Origin of the sequence: Micromonospora sp. NPDC050187 (assembly GCF_044459745.1) — a bacterium.
Classification (GTDB): domain Bacteria; phylum Actinomycetota; class Actinomycetes; order Mycobacteriales; family Micromonosporaceae; genus Micromonospora.
The window spans coordinates 181914-203316 of the sequence record NZ_JBITJH010000003.1; the positions used below are offsets into that span (position 1 = coordinate 181914).

The 21403-nt window shown below is 74.1% G+C and carries 17 protein-coding genes, 1 pseudogene and 1 riboswitch; of the genes and pseudogenes, 5 read left to right on the plus strand and 13 right to left on the minus strand.

Annotation, left to right across the window (positions count from 1 at the left end; translation table 11 throughout):
- Window positions 1–16 precede the first annotated feature (16 nt).
- The 5 genes and pseudogenes from serS to ACIBJE_RS06650 form a co-directional block, all read right to left on the minus strand.
- Window positions 17–1306 carry a serine--tRNA ligase gene (gene serS / locus ACIBJE_RS06630; protein ID WP_396743943.1) on the minus strand — a complete coding sequence of 430 codons (1290 nt, stop codon included), beginning with the start codon at window positions 1304–1306 and terminating at the stop codon, window positions 17–19.
- 223 nt (window positions 1307–1529) lie between these two features.
- The gene (locus tag ACIBJE_RS06635) at window positions 1530–2603 is read right to left on the minus strand and encodes a MerR family transcriptional regulator (RefSeq protein WP_396744539.1); all 1074 of its coding nucleotides are present in this window, start codon (window positions 2601–2603) and stop codon (window positions 1530–1532) included.
- Between the two features lie 35 nt (window positions 2604–2638).
- Window positions 2639–3838 carry a saccharopine dehydrogenase family protein gene (locus ACIBJE_RS06640; protein ID WP_396743946.1) on the minus strand — a complete coding sequence of 400 codons (1200 nt, stop codon included), beginning with the start codon at window positions 3836–3838 and terminating at the stop codon, window positions 2639–2641.
- Window positions 3839–3987: 149 nt separating this feature from the next.
- Window positions 3988–5130, minus strand: a complete 1143-nt coding sequence (locus tag ACIBJE_RS06645) for an alcohol dehydrogenase catalytic domain-containing protein (RefSeq protein WP_396743949.1) — start codon at window positions 5128–5130, stop codon at window positions 3988–3990.
- 191 nt (window positions 5131–5321) lie between these two features.
- Window positions 5322–5645: pseudogene (locus ACIBJE_RS06650) on the minus strand (hypothetical protein); the annotation flags it as partial.
- Window positions 5646–5794: 149 nt separating this feature from the next.
- Here ACIBJE_RS06650 and ACIBJE_RS06655 point away from each other — a divergent pair.
- Window positions 5795–8455, plus strand: coding sequence for a LuxR C-terminal-related transcriptional regulator (locus ACIBJE_RS06655; protein WP_396743952.1), 2661 nt, complete (start codon window positions 5795–5797; stop codon window positions 8453–8455).
- Between the two features lie 24 nt (window positions 8456–8479).
- On the opposite strand, the gene ACIBJE_RS06660 is transcribed toward ACIBJE_RS06655, so the two are convergent.
- Together ACIBJE_RS06660 and ACIBJE_RS06665 are read right to left on the minus strand one after the other, a co-directional pair.
- Entirely contained in the window at window positions 8480–9031 is a 552-nt protein-coding gene (locus ACIBJE_RS06660) for a DsbA family protein (RefSeq protein ID WP_396743955.1), read from the minus strand.
- Between the two features lie 113 nt (window positions 9032–9144).
- Window positions 9145–9834 (minus strand): BON domain-containing protein, encoded by a 690-nt coding sequence (locus ACIBJE_RS06665; protein ID WP_396743957.1) that lies wholly within the window; start codon window positions 9832–9834, stop codon window positions 9145–9147.
- A 186-nt stretch (window positions 9835–10020) separates the two neighbouring features.
- Between ACIBJE_RS06665 and ACIBJE_RS06670 the strand changes: the two genes are divergently transcribed.
- From ACIBJE_RS06670 to ACIBJE_RS06680, 3 genes are all read left to right on the plus strand, one after another.
- Window positions 10021–11796 carry a hypothetical protein gene (locus tag ACIBJE_RS06670; protein WP_396743960.1) on the plus strand — a complete coding sequence of 592 codons (1776 nt, stop codon included), beginning with the start codon at window positions 10021–10023 and terminating at the stop codon, window positions 11794–11796.
- 222 nt (window positions 11797–12018) lie between these two features.
- Entirely contained in the window at window positions 12019–14763 is a 2745-nt protein-coding gene (locus tag ACIBJE_RS06675; protein ID WP_396743963.1) for a cellulose binding domain-containing protein, read from the plus strand.
- 139 nt (window positions 14764–14902) lie between these two features.
- Window positions 14903–15541 (plus strand): maleylpyruvate isomerase N-terminal domain-containing protein, encoded by a 639-nt coding sequence (locus ACIBJE_RS06680; protein WP_396743966.1) that lies wholly within the window; start codon window positions 14903–14905, stop codon window positions 15539–15541.
- Window positions 15542–15610: 69 nt separating this feature from the next.
- Here the strand turns inward: ACIBJE_RS06680 and ACIBJE_RS06685 are convergent, their stop codons facing one another.
- Both ACIBJE_RS06685 and ACIBJE_RS06690 read right to left on the minus strand, forming a co-directional pair.
- Window positions 15611–16018 (minus strand): hypothetical protein, encoded by a 408-nt coding sequence (locus tag ACIBJE_RS06685; protein WP_396743969.1) that lies wholly within the window; start codon window positions 16016–16018, stop codon window positions 15611–15613.
- Between the two features lie 225 nt (window positions 16019–16243).
- On the minus strand, window positions 16244–16387 hold the full coding sequence (locus tag ACIBJE_RS06690) for a hypothetical protein (RefSeq protein ID WP_157748954.1): 144 nt from the start codon (window positions 16385–16387) through the stop codon (window positions 16244–16246).
- 334 nt (window positions 16388–16721) lie between these two features.
- Between ACIBJE_RS06690 and ACIBJE_RS06695 the strand changes: the two genes are divergently transcribed.
- Window positions 16722–17093, plus strand: a complete 372-nt coding sequence (locus ACIBJE_RS06695) for an STAS domain-containing protein (RefSeq protein ID WP_396743973.1) — start codon at window positions 16722–16724, stop codon at window positions 17091–17093.
- Between the two features lie 31 nt (window positions 17094–17124).
- Here the strand turns inward: ACIBJE_RS06695 and surE are convergent, their stop codons facing one another.
- The 4 genes from surE to ACIBJE_RS06715 all read right to left on the minus strand — a co-directional run bounded on the left by surE (window position 17125) and on the right by ACIBJE_RS06715 (window position 21390).
- Complete coding sequence (surE, locus tag ACIBJE_RS06700) at window positions 17125–17964, minus strand: 5'/3'-nucleotidase SurE (RefSeq protein ID WP_396743976.1); 840 nt, start codon at window positions 17962–17964, stop codon at window positions 17125–17127.
- Entirely contained in the window at window positions 17961–18947 is a 987-nt protein-coding gene (locus ACIBJE_RS06705) for a PfkB family carbohydrate kinase (protein WP_396743979.1), read from the minus strand. Before ACIBJE_RS06705 ends, surE begins: the two co-directional genes overlap by 4 nt.
- 165 nt (window positions 18948–19112) lie before the next feature.
- Window positions 19113–20177, minus strand: a complete 1065-nt coding sequence (locus tag ACIBJE_RS06710) for a coiled-coil domain-containing protein (RefSeq protein WP_396744542.1) — start codon at window positions 20175–20177, stop codon at window positions 19113–19115.
- 13 nt (window positions 20178–20190) lie between these two features.
- A riboswitch (cyclic di-AMP (ydaO/yuaA leader) is annotated at window positions 20191–20322 on the minus strand.
- 153 nt (window positions 20323–20475) lie between these two features.
- The gene (locus ACIBJE_RS06715; protein WP_396743982.1) at window positions 20476–21390 is read right to left on the minus strand and encodes a cation diffusion facilitator family transporter; all 915 of its coding nucleotides are present in this window, start codon (window positions 21388–21390) and stop codon (window positions 20476–20478) included.
- Window positions 21391–21403 lie beyond the last annotated feature (13 nt).

Here is a 21403-nt window from a genome sequence, read left to right on the forward strand (position 1 = left end):
TGGACTCCGAGGCCCGTCAGCGACCCGGGGGGACGAGGCGGTCGGTGCCGAGACGGTCGCGGAGCACCTCCGGCACCAGCACCGAGCCGTCGGCCTGCTGGAACTGCTCCAGGATCGCCGGGAAGAGCCGGCTGGTGGCCAGCGCCGACCCGTTCAGCGTGTGCACGAAGCGGGTCTGCTTGCCGCCCGGCTCCTTGTACCGGATGGCCGCCCGGCGGGCCTGGTAGTCGCCGGCCCAGGAGACCGACGAGACCTCCTTGTACTTCCCGGTGCTCGGCATCCACACCTCGATGTCGAGGGTCTTCCGCATGGACGCGCTGGCGTCCCCGGCGGAGAGCAGGCTGCGCTGGTAGTGCAGCCCCAGACCCTCGACCAGGCTCTCCGCGTGGGCGAGCATCTCCTCCAGCGCCGCCTCCGCCTGCTCGGGCAGGGTGAACTGGAAGATCTCCACCTTGTTGAACTGGTGGCCCCGGACGGTGCCGCGCTCGTCGGAGTGCGACCCGGCCGACTCGCGCCGGTAGCAGGGGGTGTAGGCGAACGCCTTCAGCGGCAGCTTCGCCGGGTCGAGGATCTCGTCCTGGTACGCGCCGAGGATCGCCGTCTCCGACGTCGGCAGCAGGAACTGCCCGCGCGGGGCGGACTCCCGGTCGAGGTGGTAGACGTCGTCGTAGAACTTGGGGAACTGCCCGGCGGCGAAGCCGGCGCTGTGCAGCAGCAGGTGCGGCGGGAGGAGGAATTCGTACCCGGCGGCGATGTGCCGGTCGACGAACCAGTTGAGCAGCGCCCACTCCAGCCGGGCCCCCAGACCGGTGTACATCCAGAAACCGGAGCCACCGAGCTTGACGCCGCGCTCGTGGTCCACCAGACCGAGCGCGCGGGACAGCTCCACGTGGTCGCGGACCTTCTCGATCGTCGGCGGCTCACCGAAGACCTTGACGACCTGGTTGGCCTCCTTGCCGCCGGGAACCACGTCGTCGGCGGGCAGGTTCGGCAGCTCGCTCATGCTGGCGCGCAGCCGGGACTGCACCTCGTCCAGCTCGGCCTCCAGCTCGGCGAGCTGCTTGCGGCCCGCCTCCGGGGCGGAGACCTCGGGCTCGGTGCCGGCGCGCTTGGCCGCCGCGTACGCCCGCGCCTCCGCCTTGCGGCGCTGCCGCTCGGCGTCGATGGCGCTGATCAGGGCGCGTCGGTCCTGGTCGAGCTGCTGGATCTCGTCAAGGGCACGCGTGACCTCGGCCGGATCGAGCCGCTTGGCCAGCGCGGACGCGACCGCCTCCCGATCCTTCCGGATCAACTCCATGTCGAGCATGCTGCTCCGTACGCTCCGTCCGGGCCGTCGGGTGGGACCACCAGATGCTACCGTCGCGCCCCCGCCGGCCGGGGGCGCCCTCGCGCCCCCGCCGGCCGGCGGGGGGCGCCGAGCCGCCCAGCGCCGTGCGGACAGGGCGCGACCCTCCGTTCCGGCGATATCGGGGCATCAGCCGGCAGGAGGCCCCGATATCGCCGAAACCGCGCCCAAGGGCAGGGACGGGTCAGAGCTTGATCGGCATCAGCAGCGAGTAGGTCAGCTCGTCGTCCGGGCGGCGTACGACCAGCGGGGTGATCGGCCCGTCCAGCTCCAGCACGAGCTGCCCCCGGTCCGCCGCGTCCAGGGCGTCGAGCAGGAACTCCCGGTTCACCCCGACCCGCAGGTCGTCCCGGGTCGGGACGTCCTCGCCGACCACGTTCAGGGCACCCCGGTCGTCCAGGCTGAGCACGGTCACCTCGTACCGGATGCCGTCGTGCTCGCGCAGCACGGTGGGCGCACCGCCCAGCGTGGTCCGCAGCGCCGGCACGTCCACCGTCGCCCGGCGGGCCGGCGTGGCGGCGACCCGGTCGCGCAGCAGCCGCCGGTGGTCGGGGTAGTCGACGTCGACGGCCGGGCCGGTGACCCGGTCGCCGCCGACCGTGACGGTGACCCCGTCGGCGTCCACGGTCAGGGACACGTCCCCGGCCGGTGCGGCGACGAGCAGTTCCCGGACCCGGTCGGCGACGTCGACCGGCACCGGCACCCGCACCGGCGGGCCGCTGACGGCGGCGGGCGCACCGGCCACCGCCAGCCGGAACCGGTCGGTGGCGACCAGGGTCACCGCGTCCGCCCCCACGTCGACCAGGACGGTGGCGAGCTGCGGCAGCTCCGGGTCGGAGCCGACGGCGAACCGGACCGCGTCGAACGCGGCGGCCAGGGCGGTGCGGGGCAGGGTGAGTCGGGTGGTCATGACGGTCTCCTCGAGATCGAGCAGGGCACGGATCCGGGAGAGTTCACGGCGGGCGTCGGCGAGCCCGTCCTCGAGCCGGCGCAGGTGCGCGTCGAGCAACCCGTGCACCACCGCCGGTTCGGCGGCGGCGACGGCGGCGGTGACGCCGGCCAGCGGCATCCCCACCCGACGCAGCCCGGCGACCAGCCGCGCCGCGCGCACCTGGTCGGCGGTGTACCAGCGGTAGCCGGTGTGCGCGTCCACCCACGCCGGCACCAGCACCCGGGCCCGGTCGTAGAAGCGCAGCGCGCTCACCGTCAGGCCACTGGCCCGGGCCAGCTCGCCGATGCTGAGCAGTTCCCTCTCCACGGGCACCGATGCTGGTCCCTCGACCTGGTCGAGGGTCAAACCGTTCTACCGGCCGGGCCGGTCTCCTCGACGACCCGGAAGGTGATCCCGGCCCGGAGCAGGCGCTCCAGCAGCGCGTCCCCCATCGCGGTCACCGGGGTCACCTGGCCGGCGGTGGCCGGCAGGTCGTCGTACGCCAGGCAGAGCGCCGACTCGGCGAGCATCTTGGCGGTCTCGTCGTACCCCGGGTCGCCGCCGGCGACCTCGGTGACCACCCGCCGGCCACCGCCGGTGCCCACGAACCGCACCCGGAACCACGACTTCGCCCGCTGCTCGGGCGTCGGCCCCTGCCCGGAGGCGAGCCGCCCGTGCAGCCACCGCCGGGTCGGCGGCACCTTGACCAGCCCCGCCACCGCCCCGAGACCGACCGCGCCGGCCAGCACGGTGGGCAGCCGCTTCACCGCCGCGAAGTGGCGGTAGGTGAAGTCCGGGCCGTACTCCGGCCGGGCCGTCGCCGACCGGCGGACCACCTGCGGGTCGATGGTCGGCAACGGCACCGCCCAGTAGCCCAGGTCCGCCCGGCGACCAATCTTGCCCGGTACGGCCCGGACCCGGCGACCCTCGGGCCGGGGCTCGGCGGCCCGGCGCTCCCGCGCCGTGCGGCTCATCTGTGTGGACCGCTCGAACGCGGTCAGCGCCGAGTGGTACGTCCCGGCGGAGAACCGCCCACCGGCCCGGACGAACCCGTCGACGGCGACCGGCCCGTCCGTGGGCAGGTGCTTGAGGGTGAACCAGACCCCCAGGTCGTACGGGATCGAGTCGAAGCCGCAGGTGTGCACCAGTCGCGCCCCGGTCCGCTCGGCCTCCGCGTGGTGCCGAAGGTACGTCAGGTCGACGAACTCCGGCTCGCCGGTGATGTCCACGTAGTCGGTGCCGGCGCGGGCGCAGGCGGCCACCAGCGGCTCCCCGTACCGCAGGTAGGGGCCGACGGTGGTGACCACCACCCGGCTGCTCTCCGCCACCGCGCGCAGCGACTCCGGGTGGGTCACGTCGGCGGTCAGCAGCGGCAACCCGGCCAGTGCCGGGTTGACGGCGGCGAGCCGGTCGCGTACCCCGGCCAGCTTCTCCGGGTTACGTCCGGCCAGCGCCCAGCGGAGCCCGGTCGGGGCGGTGCGGGCCAGGTACGCGGCGGTCAGCGCGCCGGTGAAGCCGGTCGCGCCGAACAGGACGAGGTCGTACGGGCGGGGATCGGGCACGAAGCCGAGTCTCCCACCCGGCTGGGTTGGTAGCAGGGGTCCCCTGTTACCGCTTTTTGCGTAGCAGGGGACCCCTGCAACCACCTGAGCTGAGAGCTGCAACCACCTGAGCCGGAAGCTGCACCACCTCAGCCGGGGCTGCAACCACCTCAGCGAGGGGTGAACAGGACGCGGACGCAGCCGTCCGTCCGGTCGCGGAACAGGGCGTACCCCTCCGGCCCCCGGTCCAGCGGCAGTCGATGCGTGGCCAGGTGCTCGGTACGCAGTTCGTCCCGGGTCATGTGCTCCAGCAGCGTCGGGATGTACCGCGGGCCGTGCGGTCGCGTCCCGCGTACGGTCAGCTCCTTCTGCACCACCGCGCCGATCGGGAAGGTGTCCACGAAGTCGGTGACGTCGCCCAGCACGACCACGGTGCCGCCCTTGCGGCAGACGTGCACCGCCTCCCGCAACGCCAACGGGGTACGGGGAGCGCGGCGCAGCCGATCAGCCAGCGACCGGGAGCCGTCCACCGTGCCGGCCGCCTCGACGCACACGTCCGGACCCCGCCCGCCGCTGCGTTCACGGAGTTCGGCGGTGACGTCGGCGCGCTGGTAGTGCACCGTCTCGGCGCCGGTGTGCCGTTCGACCATGCGGAGCCGCTCGTCGTACCGGTCGATGACGACGACCCGGGCCGCGCCCCGCAGCACCGCTGCTCGGGCGACCAGTTGACCGACCGCCCCCGCGCCCCAGACCGCGACCACGTCCCCCGGGCGCACCCCGCCGACGTCCACCCCCGTCCAGCCGGCCGGTGCCGCGTCCGAGGCGAACACCGCCCGTTCGTCGGGAACCCCGTCCGGCACGGTGAACGCTCCGACGTCGGCGTACGGCACCCGTACGTACTCGGCGTGACCGCCGGCGAAGCCGCCACCGGACGGCGGGTGGCCGTAGCAGCCGGCCGGCGCCTGCCCCCAGGCCAGCTCACCGGCGGCCGGGTCGACGCTGCCGTTGTCGCAGCAGGAGTGTTGTCCCTGCCGGCAGTACCGGCACCGGCCGCAGGCCACCGCCGAGGCGACCACCACCCGGTCGCCGACCCGGTGCCGGCGCACCCGGGGACCCACCTCGACCACCTCGCCGAGAAACTCGTGCCCGAGCACGTCCCCGGGGCCCAGGTCGCCGCCGTCGATCAGGTGCAGGTCGCTTCCGCAGGTGGCGCTGCACCGGACCCGCACGATGGCGTCGTGCCCGTTGCGCAGCTCCGGGTCGGGCACCTCGGCGACGGTCAGCCGGTCGCCCTCCCAGCACAGCGCCCTCACCCGGGCACCGCCCGTCGTCCGCGCCAGCGGTTTCCGCCGAGCCGACGGCGCCAGTCCGCCCGCCAGCGGCTTCCGCCGAGCCGACGGCGCCAGTCCGCCCGCCAGCGGTTTCCGCCGAGCCGACGGCGCCAACCCGGCCGGCGATCCTGCACCGGCTGACGGACCTGGGGCAGGTTCGGTCGGTCCGCGAGTCGCTCGGTCCGGGGCCGGTCCGGCCGGAGCGGTTCGCCGGTCTCGGCGAGCTGGCGCACCTCGCGCAGCGCGGCCCGCAGCACCTGGTCCGGGTCGTCACCGACCAGGTGCGCGGCCATCCCGGCGAAGCGGCCGTCCGGCGCGCGGGCGGCCAGCTCGGTGCCCCGGTCACCCGGGGCCGCACGCAACCGCACCTGCACGCCGTCGCCGAGCCGGGCCAGCGGTTCCGGCAGCCGCCCACCGGGCAGTACCTCGTCCGCCGGACGGCCCACGGTCACCACCTGCCAACGCCCGACCGGCCCCGGCCGTCTACCGCGTACCACGGTCGTCCCACCCGCCTTCCGTCCTCCCCGCCGATTCCCACCCGCACCCTGCCGACGGGTCGGGTGAAGCCGGTTCCCCCGGAAGGGGTGAACGGCGTGAGGCCGGGTAACCGCCGCCCGCGACCGGGGGACCACGGGGAGGCCGACAGATGCCGGAGCAGTCGAGCGGGGTGGGTCCGACCGTGCCGCTGCTGGCGTCCCGACTGGCCGCACCGCCGCCGCCGGAGCCGGTGGTGCTCCGTCCCCGGCTGCTGCGCCGGCTGGACTCCGGCACCGACGGACCGCTCACCCTGGTCCGTGCCCCCGCCGGCTGGGGTAAGACCACCCTGCTCGCCGCCTGGGCACGGGCCGCCGGGTCGCCGCCGTCCTGGCTCTCCGTCGAGGCGGGCGACACCGCGACGCGGCTCTGGTCGTACCTGGCCGCCGCGCTGGGGGCCACCGACCTGCCGGCCGACCGGCCCGACCATCTCGAACTGCTCGCCACCGCTCTCGCCGGCCGGGACCGGCCGGTCGTCCTCATCCTGGACGACCTGCACCGGGTGACCGAACCGGCGGCCCTGGCCGGACTGGAGTTCCTGCTCCGGCACGCCGGTCAACGGCTGCGCCTGGTGGTCGCGGCGCGCACCGATCCGGCGCTGCCGCTGCACCGGTGGCGGCTGCGCGGGGAGCTGACCGAGATCGACGCCGACGACCTGGCCTTCAGCGCCGACGAGGTCGCCGACCTGCTGACCACGCACGGGGTTGTGGTGCCGCCCGCATCGGTGCCCACCCTCCGCGAGCGCACCGGCGGCTGGCCGGCCGGGCTGTGCCTGGCCGCGCTGGCCGCCCGGAGCGCCGCCGATCCGGCCGCCGTGGTCACCGGGTTCGGCGGGGAACAGCCGGACGTCGCCGGGTACCTGCGGGACGAGGTCCTCGCCGGGTTGCCGGGCGACGACGTCGACCTGTTGCGCCGGCTCGCGGTGGCCGGGACGGTCTGCGACGACCTGGCCGCCGCGCTGACCGGACCGGCCGGCGGGGACGGTCGCCTCGCCGACCTCGCCCGATCGACCGGCTTCCTCCATCCCGACGGCCTGCGTCCTGGCTGGTACCGCTGCCAACCGCTCCTGGCCGACCTGCTCCGCGCCGAGCTGGCCAAGCTTCCTGACGGACAGCTGCGCGAGCTGCACATCCGGGCCGCCGGCTGGTACGCCGGGCGGGGCCAGCCGGGCGACGCGCTGCGGCACGCGCTCGCCGCCGGCGACTGGGACCACGCCACCGACCTGCTGCTCGTCGGGTGGCCGGAGCTTCTTCCGTACGACCCGGAGCCGGCCGGACCGCCACCACCCGCCCCGCCGGCCGCCCGGACCGACCGGGATCCGGAACTGGCCCTTGCCCTCGCCGTCGACCATGCCCGGTCCGCCGATCCCTCCGCCGCTGCCGAGCACCTACGCACTGCGGTCACCGCCGCCCGCGACCTGCCCGCGCCGCGCCGGGACCGGCTCCGGTGGCTGGCCGTCGCGCTGGAGGTCGCCCTGGCCCGTCTGGCCGGTGACCCCACCGGGGTACGCGCCGCCGCCGCCCGGCTGCGTGCCCTGACCGGCTCGTCGGCCGGCCCCGTCGGCGGCTCCCGTTCCGGTCCCGCCGACGACCCCCGCTCAGGTGCCGGTGACCGGGCTGACGGGCACCTGGTCGCCGGCACCGCCGACGCGCTCGCCGACCTGACCGAGGGGGACCTGCCCGGCGCCTGGGCGGCCTTCGACCAACTGTCCGCCGAGGCCCGGCAGGCGGGACGGACCCGTACCGAGCTGCTGTGCCGCAGCCGGGCCGCCCTGGCGGCGGCCTGGCACGGCCGCCTGCGCGAGGCCGAGCAGAACGCCCGGGAGACACTCGGTGGACCCGTCACCCCGGCCGACCGCAGCCACGCGTACCTGGCCCTGGCGGTGGTGGCGCTGTACCGGGACCGGCCCGACGAGGCCGAGGCGGACCTGGCGCGCGTCGACAGCCCCGGCTACGACCCGACGGTGGCGGCGGTGGCCGCGTTCTGCCGGGCACAGCTCGAACGCGATCCGGCCGCCGCCCAGCGTGCGCTGGCCGGGGCACGCCACCGGCTGGCCGACCGCCCCCGTGCCCGCGCGCTGGCCGACCGGCTGCTCGCCGCCGAGGCCGACCACTGCGCCGCGCGCGGTGACCTGAGGACCGCGCGGGAACTGTTGGACGCCACCGCCGGTCCGGCCACTACCCACCCGGAGTTGGCCGTGGCGCGTGCCCGGGTCGAGGCGTACGCCGGTGACCCGGCGGCGGCCGGCCGCGCCCTGCCCCCGTGGGACACCCCGGACGCCGACCGGTGGCCGGTGCCGGTACGCCTCGACGCCGGCCTGCTCGACGCCCTGCTCGCCCGGCACGCCGGGGACACCCGCCGGGTCGGCCGGGTGGTGGAACAGGTGCTGGAGCTCGCCGCGACGGACGGGCACCGGCGGGTGCTCAGCCGGGCCGTCCCCGGGGTGCGGGACCTGCTCGCCGAGCACCTGGACTCCGGCACCGCGTACTGGGCGTTCGTCACCGACCTGCTCCGCGGAGGCGACCCGTCCGGTGCGGGCGAGCCGGTGCGGTGCGGCGGCGAGCCCGGACGGAAACTGGACGAGCCGCTGACCGAACGGGAGCTGACCATCCTCCGGTACCTCCAGAGCATCCTGTCCAACGTGGAGATCGCCAGCGAGCTGTCCCTGTCGGTGAACACCGTCAAGACCCACGTCCGCAACATCTACCGCAAGCTCGACGCCACGCGGCGTCGCGAGGCGGTGCGCCGGGCCCGCGAACTCCACCTGATCTGAGCGCTGAGGTGGTAGGTGGACGGATCAGTCCTCGGTTGCCTGGTCGACGGCGGTGAGCAGGTCCGCGACGGCGTACCCGCCCTCGTGGCAGACGCCGTTGACGAACAGGGCCGGCACGCCGGTCACCCCGCTGTGGATGCCTCCGACGAAGTCCCGCCGGACCCGGTCGGCATGCACCCGCTGGTCCACCTCGGTGCTCACCTCGTCGGGGGAGACCCCCAGTTGCTCGACGCCGACCGTGAGGTGCACCGGGTCGAGCTGGTCCTGGTGCTCGTACAACCAGTCGTGCATCTCCCAGAACCGGCCGCGCCGGCCGGCCGCCTCCGCGACCTGGGCCGCGCTGTCCGCGTACGGGTGCACGTTGGCGATCGGGAAGTGCCGGTAGACCAGCCGGACCAGGTCGCCCCGCTGGCGCAGCACGTCCCGCAGGTTGCGGTAGGCCGCGCCGCAGTGGCGGCACTGGAAGTCGGCGTACTCGACGAGGGTCACCGGGGCGTCCACCGGCCCCCGCGCGTGGTCGGCGTCGGTGACCGGTGCCCGCAGGCGGGCGACGGTGACCTGGAGCGACGTGGTCATGTGCGCCGCTCACCTCCTCCCGGTCGGCCCGGCCCGGTGGTCCGCGCCGGTCGGCGCAGCCGACGCGGGCCGGTCACGCCTTCCAGCCTGGTGGCGCTTCGGGTGAGGCCGGTTCACCCCGCCGGGGTGGTTCGCACCGCGAGCCGGTTGTGCACCTCGGTCACGCCCGGCGCGGACCAGGCGGCCCGCTCGGCCTCCTCCCGCTGCGCCGTGGATCGGACCACCCCGTCGAGGACGACGGTGTCGCCGTACACGTCGACCGAGACCCGGACGGTGTCGGCGGCGACGCCGCGCTCCAGCGCCCGGAGGATGCCGGCGGCGACCTCCGGGCCCGGGGCAGTGGCCCGTGGGCGTACGGCGATGCCGTTGCTGACGCCGCGCACGCCGGTGAGCTGCCGCACCGCCCGGTCGGCGGCCCGCCGCTGGTACTCCCACTCGACCTGACCGCGCAGCGTCACCCAGCCGTCGGCGACGGTCACGTCCAGCTCCTCCACCGCCACGAAAGCGTCCCACTCCAGGGCCCGGACGACGGCGGTGGCGACCTCCTGGTCGGTCCGGCGGGCAGAGGTGGGCAGCCGGACGGCGAGGTCGTTGGCGACCGCCCGGACCCGGGGGACACGGTGGGCGGCCCGTTCGGCGGCCCACTTCTTGGCGTAGCCGTCCACCCAGCCGGTGAGGGTGACCACGCCCTCGGTGACGGTCACGCCGATCTCGTGCGGCTGGACCCGGGGCTCCCAGGTCAGCTCGTCCAGCACGTCGGTCTGGATGTCCTGGTCGGTACGGATGATCGTCGCGCTGCCCATCGGAAGGCTCCTCTCCGCAGGGGTGGTGTCCTCGCCCGTCGGCCGCGATGCTGCCCCCGGGGAGGGTGAGCCGCCCTCACCCGGACCGGAGGGGTGGTGCCGGCCGGATGGGACGGGCGTGACAGCCGGGCTGCCGTACGGCACGATCTGGATCGATCGAGTCACAGTCGGCGACGAGGGCGGGCGATGAGCACCGAACGGGAGACGGCTTCCACCCCGGCCCGTGTCCGGGACCGGGTCGGCTGGGCGCTGTGGCGGCTGGCCCGGCACGAGTGGACCCTCGTGGTGCTCGGCTCGTTGCTGCTGGCGGCGGTGCTGACCTGGCCGACGCTGCGGGACCTGACCGGGACGATCCCGCAGGACACCGGCGACCCGACCCTCCAGGCCTGGCAGATCGCCTGGGGTGGGCACGCCCTGCTGACGGACCCGACCGGCCTCTGGCACTCGAACACCTTCCATCCCGAGCCGTACACCTACGCGTACTCCGACACCCTGCTCGGGTACGCCCCGTTCGGCATGGTCGGGGACGGTCCGGTGGCCGCGGTGGTCCGCTACAACCTGCTCTACGTGCTGGTGCACGCCCTGGCGTTCGTCGGGGCCTACGCGTTGGCCCGGCAGTTGGGGGCGGGTCGGGCCGGGTCGGCGGTGGCCGGGGCGGCGTTCGCGTACGCCCCGTGGAAGCTCGCCCAGGCCGGTCACCTGCACGTGCTCTCCGTGGGCGGGATCGCGCTGTCGTTGGCCATGTTGGCCCGGGGGCACGGCTGGTCGCTGCGGCACGGATACCGCCCGGAGCGGGTCCGTCCCGGCTGGGCGGCGACCGGGTGGCTGGTCGCCGCCTGGCAGATCAGCCTGGGCTTCGGCATCGGCCTGCCCTTCGCGTACGTGCTGGCGTTGGTCTGCCTGGTCGCGGGGGCCGGCTACGCCTGGGCCTGGTGGCGGCGGGGCAGGCGACCGTTTCCGCGCGGCCTGCTCCTGGCCGACCTGGCCGGCGGGGTGCTCTTCGCCGGGGTGGCCCTGCTGATGGCCGCCCCCTACTTCGAGGTGGTGGAACGCCACCCGGAGGGGCGGCGCACGGTCGCGCACATCGAGATGTTCTCCCCGCCGCTGCGCGGGTTCCTGACCGCGCCGCCGGAGAGCTGGCTCTGGGGTGAGCGGCACACCGCCGCCCGGGAGGCCCTCGGCTTCCCCAACGAGATGACCCTGCTGCCCGGGGTGGTGCTGCTCGGGCTGGCCTTCTCCGGGCTCTTCCTCTCCGCCTGGCGGCTGCGGCACCGGCTGCTGCTGCTGGTCGGGGTGCTGGTCAGCGTGGCGTTGGCCGCCGGCACCGCCTTCCTCGGCGACGGGGATCCGGGCTACGCCACCCTGGTGGAGCACGCGCCGGGCTGGGACGGCATCCGGACCCCCGGGCGGTTGGTGCTCTGGACCACCCTGCTGCTCGGCATCCTGGCCGCCGGGGCGCTCACCCGCGAACCGTCCGGCGGAGGGGACGTGCCGGCCGCGTCCGCCACGCGTACCGACGGGCGCTTCGCCCGCTGGGGGCGGCTGGTGCTGGTCGTGCCGCTGGCGCTGGTGCTGTTGGAGGGAGTGAACCGGACCCCGCACGTGCCGGTGCCGGAGCAGCCGGCGGCGCTGCGCGGGGTGGACGGGCCGCTGCTGGTGCTGCCCAGCGACGGCATCCGGGAGCTGCACGTGATGCTTTGGTCGACCGACGGGTTCCCCCGGATGGTCAACGGGCTGGCCTCGTTCACCCCGGCGAGCCAGGCCGAGATCCGCGCGGCCAGCCTCAGCTTCCCGGACGCGGGCTCGGTGGCGTACCTGCGACAGCGGGGGATCCGGACGGTGGTCGTGCTGCCCGGGTACGCGGTGGGTACGCCGTGGCAGGACGTGGCGGACCGGCCGGTGGACGTGCCGGACGTCCGGCGGGAGCAGGTCGGCGACGGGTTCGTGTACCACCTGGGGTGACCGGACCCGCCCGGGGGTGGGGATACTTAGTTGGGAACGTTTCCAAACCGGGGTTTGACCGGTTAGGGTGAGGTCCTTCCTCGGCTGCGGGAGCCAGCGCGCCGGTGGGGGGAGTCGGGCAGCTCCCCGGACCAGTCACCCGCCCGGCGGCGGCCGTCAGGCCGGCGTGCCGGGTGCCCCGGAGCCCTGCCCGGGGTGCGTACTCCCCGAGAGGAACCGCTGATGCGGAGAAGTGTCGCCGGCGCGGCCGCGTCCGTGCTGGCAGCCGCGGCGGCCGTGCTGGCCGTCCAGGTCACCGTCGCCCCCTCCGGTTCGGCCGCCGCCGCGGCGGCCGAACCCTACTCCTGGAAGAACGTCCGGATCGACGGGGGTGGCTTCGTCCCCGGCATCGTCTTCAACCCCACCGAGAAGAACCTGATCTACGCCCGCACCGACATCGGCGGGGCGTACCGCTGGGAGCAGGCCAGCCAGTCCTGGACCCCGCTGCTGGACTGGGTCGGCAACGACAGGTGGGGCTGGAACGGCGTGGTCAGCCTGGCCACCGACCCGGTGCAGACCAACCGGGTCTACGCGGCGGTCGGGATGTACACCAACAGCTGGGACCCGAACAACGGCGCGATCCTGCGGTCGACCGACAAGGGTGCCACCTGGCAGGCCACCGAGCTGCCGTTCAAGAACGGCGGCAACATGCCCGGCCGGGGCATGGGGGAGCGGCTCGCCGTCGACCCGAACCGCAACAGCATCGTCTACTACGGAGCCGAGGGCGGCAACGGCCTGTGGCGCAGCACCGACCACGGGGTGACCTGGGCGAAGGTCGCGAACTTCCCGAACGTCGGCAACTACGTCGCCGACCCGAACGACTCCAGCGGCTACCAGAGCCAGAACCAGGGCCTCACCTGGGTCAGCTTCGACAAGAGCACCGGTACGGCCGGCAACCCGACGCAGACCGTCTACGTCGGCGTGGCGGACAAGCAGAACCCGGTCTACCGGAGCACCAACGGCGGGACCACCTGGGAGCGGATCCCCGGCCAGCCGACCGGCTACCTCGCCCACAAGGGGGTGGTGGACCACGTCGGCGGCCATCTCTACATCGCCACCAGCGACACCGGCGGCCCGTACGACGGGGCCAAGGGGGACGTCTGGAAGTTCAGCCGGGCCACCGGCGCGTGGACGCAGATCAGCCCGATCCCGTCGAGCAGCACCGACGCGTACTTCGGCTACAGCGGCCTGACCATCGACCGGCAGAAGCCGAACACGCTGATGGTGGCGACGCAGATCTCCTGGTGGCCGGACGCGATCTTCTGGCGCAGCACCGACGGGGGCACGACCTGGACCCGGATCTGGGACTGGAGCAGCTACCCGAACAAGACCAAGAAGTACACCATGGACATCAGCTCGGTGCCGTGGCTGGACTTCGGCGCGAACCCGAACCCGCCGGAGGAGACCCCGAAGCTGGGCTGGATGAACGAGTCGGTGGAAATCGACCCGCACGACTCCAACCGCTTCCTGTACGGCACCGGCGCCACCATCTACGGCAGCACCGACCTGACGAAGTGGGACACCGGCGGCACGTTCACCATCAAGCCGATGGTCAAGGGCCTCGAGGAGACCGCCGTCCTCGACCTGGTCAGCCCACCGACCGGCGCGCCGCTGGTCAGCGCCCTGGGCGACATCGGCGGGTTCCGGCACGACGACCTGACCGCCGTACCGGCGAAGATGTTCACCCAGCCGGTCTTCACCAGCAGCACCAGCGTCGACTTCGCCGAGACCAAGCCGTCGGTCATGGTGCGGGCCGGCAACTTCGCCGACGCCGACCGTCCGGGCGACAGCCACGTCGCCTTCTCCACCGACGGCGGCGCGAACTGGTTCCAGGGCAGCGAGCCGGGCGGGATCAACAACGGCGGTACGGTCGCCGCCGCCGCCGACGGCAGCCGGTTCGTCTGGGCCCCGGGCGACGCCGGCCAGCAGGTCGTCCACTCGGTCGGCTTCGGCAACTCGTGGGCCGCCTCGACCGGTGTCCCGGCGAACGCGACCATCGAGTCCGACCGGGTGAACCCCCAGAAGTTCTACGGCTTCAAGGACGGCAGGTTCTACGTCAGCACCAACGGCGGGGCGAGCTTCACCGTCTCGGCCGCGACCGGGCTGCCCGCCACCGGAAACGTGAAGTTCAAGGCGTTGCCCGGCCGGGAGGGGGACATCTGGCTGGCCGGCGAGGGAGGACTGTGGCGCTCCACCGACTCCGGTGCCACTTTCACCCGGCAGGCCAAGGTCAGCACGTCCGGCAACATCGGCTTCGGCCGGGCCGCTCCCGGGCGGACCTACCCGGCGCTGTACCTGTTCGGCACGGTCGACGGCCAGCACGGCGTGTTCCGCTCCGACGACACCGGCGCGAACTGGGTGCGGATCAACGACGACCGGCACCAGTACGGCAACGCGGGCGAGGCGCTGACCGGTGACCCGCGCGTGTACGGCCGGGTCTACCTCGGCACCAACGGCCGGGGCATCCTGGTCGCCGACCGGCTGGGCACCGACCCGACCACCCCGCCGCCCACCAGCACCCCACCGTCGACCACGCCTCCGCCCACGACGCCTCCGCCCACGACGCCTCCGCCCACGACGCCTCCCCCGACCACGCCTCCCCCGACCACCCCGCCGCCGGGCACCGGCTGCGCGGCGACGTACACGGTGACCGGTTCCTGGCAGGGCGGCTTCCAGGGCGAGGTGACCGTCCGCAACGCCGGCACCACGTCGATCTCCGGCTGGACAGTGGGCTGGACGTTCCCGAACGGCCAACAGATCAGCCAGATCTGGGGCGGCCAGCACACCCAGAACGGTGCCTCGGTCTCCGTCCGGGACGTCGGCTGGAACGGCGCACTCGGTGCCGGAGCCAGTACCGGATTCGGCTTTCTCGCGAGCTGGACGGGGACGAACGGGGTGCCCGCGACACTCACCTGCCTCGCCCGCTGACCCGACCGGCCCGACCGGTCCGGTCCGGCTGACGTGAACGGCCCGACCGTCCGGCCCGACCCGAACGGCCCCGGCACGTGCCGGGGCCGTTCGCCGTCCGCCGGTACGATCGTGCCGCTGACCACGGAGGGGTGTGTCGATGAATCAGACCAGGACGGCGTACCTGACCGGGGCCCGCTCGGCGGTGGCCCTGATCGCCGAACCGGTGGTCGCCCGGCGCTGGGCCGAGCCGAGCGCGCTCGACGGGCTCCGGGTGGGCGGGCTCGCGGCGCATCTCGGCGCGCAGGTCCTCCGGGTTCCGACGGTGCTCGACCAGCCGGCCCCGCCGGGGGAGCCGGTCGACCTGCTGACCCACTTCGGTCGGGTGCCGTGGATCCACGCCGGGCCGGACGCGGAGGCCAACGTGGCCGTCCGGCGGATCGGAGCGGCGGCGGCCGAGGTCGGACCGGAGGCGCTGCTGGCGCAGATCACGGCGACGCTGGACGAGGTGGCCTCGGCGCTGGTCGCCGCCCCGGCCGACCGGGTGGTGGCGGTGCCGTTCGGTAGCTGGGCGTTGACCCTCGACGACTACCTGGTCACCCGGCTGCTGGAGATCGCCGTGCACTCCGACGACCTGGCGGTCAGCGTCGGAATCGACCCGCCCGAGCTGCCCGCCGAGGTGATCGACCCGGTGCTCGACCTGCTCACCCGGCTCGCCGTCCGGCGGCACGGCCAACCGGCGGTGCTGCGGGCGCTGTCCCGGGCGGAGCGGGCCCCGGCCGACATCACCGCCATCTGAACCCGCCACGACAGCGCGAACCCCTGGTCACCACGGCGGTGGCCAGGGGTCCGACAGGTCGGGCCGGTTTCAGGTGTCCAGGCCGGCCGGCGAGTTGGGGCGGTCGACGTCGACGAACTCGATGTCGTCCGTCTCCTGGTCGCCCCGGCTGCCCACGGCACGGGCCGCCGAGCCGGCCGCCCAGCCGATCGCCGCCCCGGCCAGGGCGGCGCCGATGAGCAGCGCCCAGGGCAGCGCCGGTCGGCGGCCGGCGAGCGCGTCGAAGGCGCGCACGGCCCGGCGACGGGCCTCCTCGGCGGCGGTGCCGACCAGGTCGCCCGCGTCGTCGGCGAAGGTGAGACCGTTCCGCCGGGCGGAACGGGCGGTGTCGCGGACGCTGTCGCCGGCCGAGTTGACCGCGGATGTCAGGTGTCGCCACGCCTGGTCCGCGATCCGCTCGGGCCTGCTACGGCGTTCCAGCAGGGTGGATCCGATCATCCTGGCTACCTCCTCGGGATACCGGCGGTCACGGCGGACCACGGCGTCGGGCCGGCGCGGTCGGCGCCACCCGTCCGCCATGTCGCCCGTCCGGGTGGACGACCCGGTCGGGCAAGCGCGGGTTACCTCGTGCCCCGTCCGGCACCCCGACAAACCCGCCCGGTGATGTCGATCACCGAGCGTGACGGGCGCCACCGGGTGTGGTTGTCGGACGGGGTCGCCGGATCAGCGCAGCGTCACCACGGCGACACCGCGGGCGAAGTCGTCGTCGTCATCGTCATCGTCGTCCCCCGCCCCGCCGAAGCCGCAGGCCAGTACGAGGGCCAGGAGGGCGCCCACGCCCGCCAGTCCGAGCAGTCTCTTGATCATCCATGGCTCCTTCGTCGATGCCGGTCGGTTCCGTGGGGCTGATGCTAGGCAGGTCGGTCAATGGCTGGTCGGAGGCGCATCCGTCCGGTCGAACGCGCCAGACCGGACGGATGCGCACCGCCCCGGAAAGCGACCGCTAACCTTGTTCGTGGTGCGCGGGACCCGGGACCGGGGGTTCGGGGAGGGAAGGGGAGTCGGAAATGGGCGACTTGTCGCTCCTGATCCGTGAATTGCTCATCCCCGGGGGTGGCGACCGAGGCTGTCGGAGGAATACTCTCGGTCGCGGCCCGCGTACTGATGAGGCGCCCGGACACGGGCGAGTGGAGGTGCTCGCGTGAGCCTGTCGATTGTCAAGTCGGTCCTGGCCGGTGGCGTCGTCGAGATCGCCCCGCGCGGTGAGATCGACGTCGACACCGCGTACGAGGTACGCGAAGCCGTTGTCGAGGTGCTCGCCAAGAGCCGCCCGGCACGGATCGAACTGAACATGAGGTTGGTGACCTTCATCGACTCGGTCGGCATCAGTGCGATGGTCGCCGGCTTCCAGACCGCCGGGGTGAGCGGCGTCAAGCTGGTCGTCACCGAGCCCAGCCGGTTCGTCCACCGGCAGCTCTGGGTGACCGGCCTGCTCGGCCTCTTCGGCGCGCCGGAGCCGTACTTCGCCGGTGCCACCGCCGCACCCGAACCCGAGGTGCTGCCGGGCGCCTGACCGACCCCACGCGCCGGCCGTCGCCGGCGGGTCAGGCCGGTCGCCATTCCTCGCCGCTCAGTCCGGACAGGTCCACGTCGGTCACCTCGGTGACCGCCCGGATCGCGGTCGCGCAGGCGTACCCCTCCGCGAGCCAGAACAGGTCGGTGCCCGGCTGCACCGCCTGTCCCGGCTCCTCCAGCGAGGTGCGGATGAACCCGTGGCCGGCCTCGGCGACCGTCATCTGCACCTGGCCGAAGCTGGCCAGGGACGCCCGGCGCACCCCCCGGATCCGCTCGAACGGCAGGTCGGGGGCATTGACGTTGAGCACGCTCTCCACCGGCCCGGCGGTCAGTCGGGGCAGCAGGTCCAGGGCCACCCGGGCGGCCGTGGACCAGTGCCGTTCGGTGTCACGTACCCGCGCGGCGGGGTGCACCGCCGCGCCGCCGCTGCCGGCGGTGACGTCGGCGGTCGAGAGCACGTCCAGCGAGACCGCCATCGCCCGGCACCCGTTGGCGGCGGCGGTGAACGCCGCGCCGACCGTGCCCGAGTGCAGTACCGCCCGGCCGGCGTTCGCCCCCCGGTTGATCCCGGAGAGGACCACCGACGGCGGCGGACCGAACGCGCCGTGCACGGCGATCAGGACGATGAAACCGGGGGAGCCGCCGACCCCGTACACCGGCACGTCCGGCAGCTCGGGCAGCGGGTGCTCCCGGACCACCACGTGTCCCTCGCGTTCCAGCGCGGTCATCGAGGCGCTGGTGCCGCTCGCCTCCTCCAACGGGGCCGCGACCACCACGTCCAGCCCGTGCGCGACCGCCGCCTGGGCGAGCCGGGCCAGCCCCGGCGCGGCGACGCCGTCGTCGTTGGTGACCAGCACCCGCAGGCTCATCGTCCGGCCGCCCGGTCGGCCAGCTCCTCCGGGGTGGTTCGCTCCTGGGGGCGGTTGCCCGCCGGGGCCAGCCGTACCCGGTCCACCAGCCCGGCGATCGAGTCGAGACGTCCGGTGCCCAGACCGTGCCGGGTGACGTTCAGGGCGCCGGCCGCCGCGCCGGTGCGGATCGCGGTGCGGATGTCGCCGCCGCAGGCGATGACGGCAGCCACTCCGGCGGTCATCGAGTCGCCCGCGCCCCGGGGATCGGCCGCTTCCAGCCGGGGCATGACGACCTCGAGGACCTCCCCGTCGACCAGGGCGAACGCCGGCTGCTCCGCCCGGCTGACCACCACCGTCTCCGCCCCGGCGGCGTGCAGGTCGTACATGACGCGGGTCAGCTCGTCCTCGTCCGCCGAGCGGGCCCGCCCGTCGCGGAGCAACTCCTCGTGGCTGACCTTGAGGAAGAACAGGCCGCTGGCGAGCACCGCGTCGAGGTGCTCACCGGAGAGGTCGGCGACCACCCGGCCGCCGTTCGCGCCGAGGTCGGCGGCGAACCGTCGGTAGAGGTCGGGCGGAACGAGGGACGGCGCGCCGGGGCCGCTGAGCACACTGACCGGTGCGCGCAGTCCCTCGCCGAGCGCCAGGTTGTACAACTCGTCCAGCTCGTGGCGGGTCAACGGGTGACCGGGGACGTCGGCTACCTCCCGCCGGGCCCCGTCCCGGCGGTCGTGCACGTACCCGCCGCTGGCGGTGTCCCGCAGCACCCGCTTCAGCCGCACCCCCTCGGTGACCAGCAGGGGTTCGAGCACCTGACCGATCTCGCCGCCGAGGCTGGCGCAGAGCACCACGGGCACCCCGAGCGACATGATCATCCGAGCCTGCCAGACCCCCTGCCCGCCCGGATGCAGGTGCAGTTCGGTCTCGTCGCTCGGCTGGTCGATGGTGACCGTCAGCACGGGTGCCGGCGCGAAGACCATCACGTACCCGTCGGGGCCGTCCATGGGTGCCGCCTCTCGTCCGCTCGCGCGGCCCGGTTTCCCCTCCCGGGGGCGCTCATGCGACCCCTTTCGGGGGTTGTGGCGGGAGGTGTCCGGGTTCGCCGGCCGGGGGGCCGACAGCCGTGCGGCCCGCCACCCCGGTCGGGGTGACGGGCCGCGCCGGGTGGCTCAGTACACCGACAGGTGGACGTGGTTGGTGTGGTCGCTGGACGGGTCGCCGTTGGCGCCGCTGTACGACTTCCACCCGCTGCTGGGCAACCAGATCTGCCGGTACCAGATGACGTAGAGCACGCCGAGCCGGCTGGCGTTGTTCTTGAAGTACGCCGCCAGGTTGTCGCCGTACGTCTTGTCGCCGCCGGTGGCGTCGCCACCGAAGCCGTTCTTCTGCGCGGCGAAGTCGCAGGCCCGGCCCTTGGGGTGCTCCCCGGAACCGCCGGGGCGGTAGCAGGAGACGTACCGGGTGAAGCCCGCGGCCTTGGCCTGGTTGAGCGCGTGCAGCGTACGCGGGGTGATGCAGCCGTCGGCGGGTGTCGGGTCGTTGACGCTGCACGACTCGGACGGCCAGGAGCCGTCGGCGTTGCGCGGCGCCGGCTTCGCCGTGGCGGACCGGGTCGACTTGCTGCCCCCGCTGGGGGTGGTGGCCGCCGCTTTCCGGTTGGCGACCACCAGTGCCTGCTCGGCCTGCTGCTTGCGCTTCTCCATCACCGCGACCTGCTTGCGCTGCTCGGTGATCTCCCGGTTCAGTGCCGACTTGGCCCGGTTGGCCTGCTCCCGGGTGCTGAGCAGGCCCCGCAGCTCGCGGTCCTCGTTGGCGGCGACCGCGTCGAGCGCGGCGACCCGGTCCATGAAGCTGTCCGGCGAGTCGCTGGTCAGCAACGCCGAGGCCGGCCCGAGTCGGCCGGTCCGGTACGCCAGCCCGGCGATCACGCCGACCTTCTCGTCGCGGATCGCCAGGTCCTTCTCGATGGTGACGAGCTGTTCGTTGATCTTCTGCTGGCGAGTGACCGACTTCGCGAGCGCGTCCTTCGCGTCGAGCCACCCCTTGCTGGCCGCCTCGAGTTGGGCGCGCAGTGCCGGGGTGCCTCCCTCGGGATCGTCGCCGGGGGCCCTGGCCGCCAGCGGAGGCGCCGCCGCGACAGGGGCCACGACGGCCGGCGTGGCCGCGACGCCCAGGGCGAGTGTCGCGGCGATCAGTGCCGCCATCCGGGCGGCGGTACGTCGTACGGGTGCCACTACTGGCATGCACATGTCCTTCCGTCAGCCGCCGACCGGGTTAGCTGACGGGTTCGGGACGGAAGATCCCTACCGCTCACGCGGATGCACCCCAAGAACGTGGTTCCCCGGCTCGCCGTCACCGGCGATTAGGCGGCGGTCACCGCAGGCGCCGGAGGGCGCCGCCTGGCGGTGGCCGGGTCCGAGACTACCGAAGCCGGTCTCCCACGGGCAGCGTTGGCCACACCACTCCCGCGAGATGACACCGGCATAACTGACATAGCGGGACAATACACTCCGAGATTTAAGTCTGTCCTAATTACCACTCGACCCGGCCGCAGATGCCCGGTGACTCGCCGGGTTCGACCTGGAGGGTGGCGTGGTCGATGTGGAAATCCTCGTGCAGCGCGGTCCGCGCGGCGGCCAGCACGCTGCCGACCTCGGCCGCCGGGTCCGTGGTCAGGTGGGCCGAGGCGACCTCCATCCCCGAGGTCAGCGTCCAGAGGTGCAGGTCGTGCACCTCGACCACGCCCGGTACGGCGCTCAGCCGGTCGTGTACCGCGCTGACCTGGAGGTGCTCCGGCGCGGCCTGGACCAGGATGCGCAGCGCCGCCCGGCCCAGCCGCCAGGTGCGCGGCAGGATAAAGACGCCGATCGCCACCGCGACCAGCGGGTCGGCCCACCACCAGTCGGTGAGCGCGATGACCACCGCGGCGGCGATCACGCCGACGGAGCCGAGCAGGTCCGCCAGCACCTCCAGGTACGCCCCGCGCAGGTTGATGCTCTCCTTCGCGCCCTCGCGCAGCAGCGCGAAGGCAACCAGGTTCGCCAGCAGGCCGAGCACCGCCACCACCAGCATCGGGCCGATGGTCACCTCCGGCGGGTCGCCGAACCGGCGGACCGCCTCGACGAGCACGTAGACCGCGACCCCGGAGAGCAGGACGGCATTGGCCAGGGCGGCGAGCACCTCCAGCCGGTAGAGGCCGAACGTGCGCTGCGGATCCCGGCCGGCCCGTCGGGCGGCGGTGATCGCGGCCAGCGCCATGCCGATGCCGAGCACGTCGGTGAACATGTGGCCGGCGTCGGAGAGCAGGGCCAGCGACCCGGTGCCGAGCGCGGTCACCGCCTCGACCACCATCAGGGTGGCGAGCAGGCCGAACGCGGCCCAGAGTCGGCCGGTGTGCCGCTGCGCGGCGTGCGCGATCCCGCCGTGGTGGTCATGACCTGCGCCCACGCCCCCACCCTCC

Bases quoted from the DNA above. Each gene is read 5' to 3' on its own strand.
- serS (WP_396743943.1), bottom strand. From the start codon at position 1,306: ATGCTCGACATGGAGTTGATCCGGAAGGATCGGGAGGCGGTCGCGTCC.
- ACIBJE_RS06655 (WP_396743952.1), top strand. From the start codon at position 5,795: ATGCCGGAGCAGTCGAGCGGGGTGGGTCCGACCGTGCCGCTGCTGGCG.
- ACIBJE_RS06660 (WP_396743955.1), bottom strand. From the start codon at position 9,031: ATGACCACGTCGCTCCAGGTCACCGTCGCCCGCCTGCGGGCACCGGTC.
- ACIBJE_RS06665 (WP_396743957.1), bottom strand. From the start codon at position 9,834: ATGGGCAGCGCGACGATCATCCGTACCGACCAGGACATCCAGACCGAC.
- ACIBJE_RS06670 (WP_396743960.1), top strand. From the start codon at position 10,021: ATGAGCACCGAACGGGAGACGGCTTCCACCCCGGCCCGTGTCCGGGAC.
- ACIBJE_RS06675 (WP_396743963.1), top strand. From the start codon at position 12,019: ATGCGGAGAAGTGTCGCCGGCGCGGCCGCGTCCGTGCTGGCAGCCGCG.
- ACIBJE_RS06680 (WP_396743966.1), top strand. From the start codon at position 14,903: ATGAATCAGACCAGGACGGCGTACCTGACCGGGGCCCGCTCGGCGGTG.
- ACIBJE_RS06685 (WP_396743969.1), bottom strand. From the start codon at position 16,018: ATGATCGGATCCACCCTGCTGGAACGCCGTAGCAGGCCCGAGCGGATC.
- ACIBJE_RS06690 (WP_157748954.1), bottom strand. From the start codon at position 16,387: ATGATCAAGAGACTGCTCGGACTGGCGGGCGTGGGCGCCCTCCTGGCC.
- surE (WP_396743976.1), bottom strand. From the start codon at position 17,964: ATGAGCCTGCGGGTGCTGGTCACCAACGACGACGGCGTCGCCGCGCCG.
- ACIBJE_RS06705 (WP_396743979.1), bottom strand. From the start codon at position 18,947: ATGGACGGCCCCGACGGGTACGTGATGGTCTTCGCGCCGGCACCCGTG.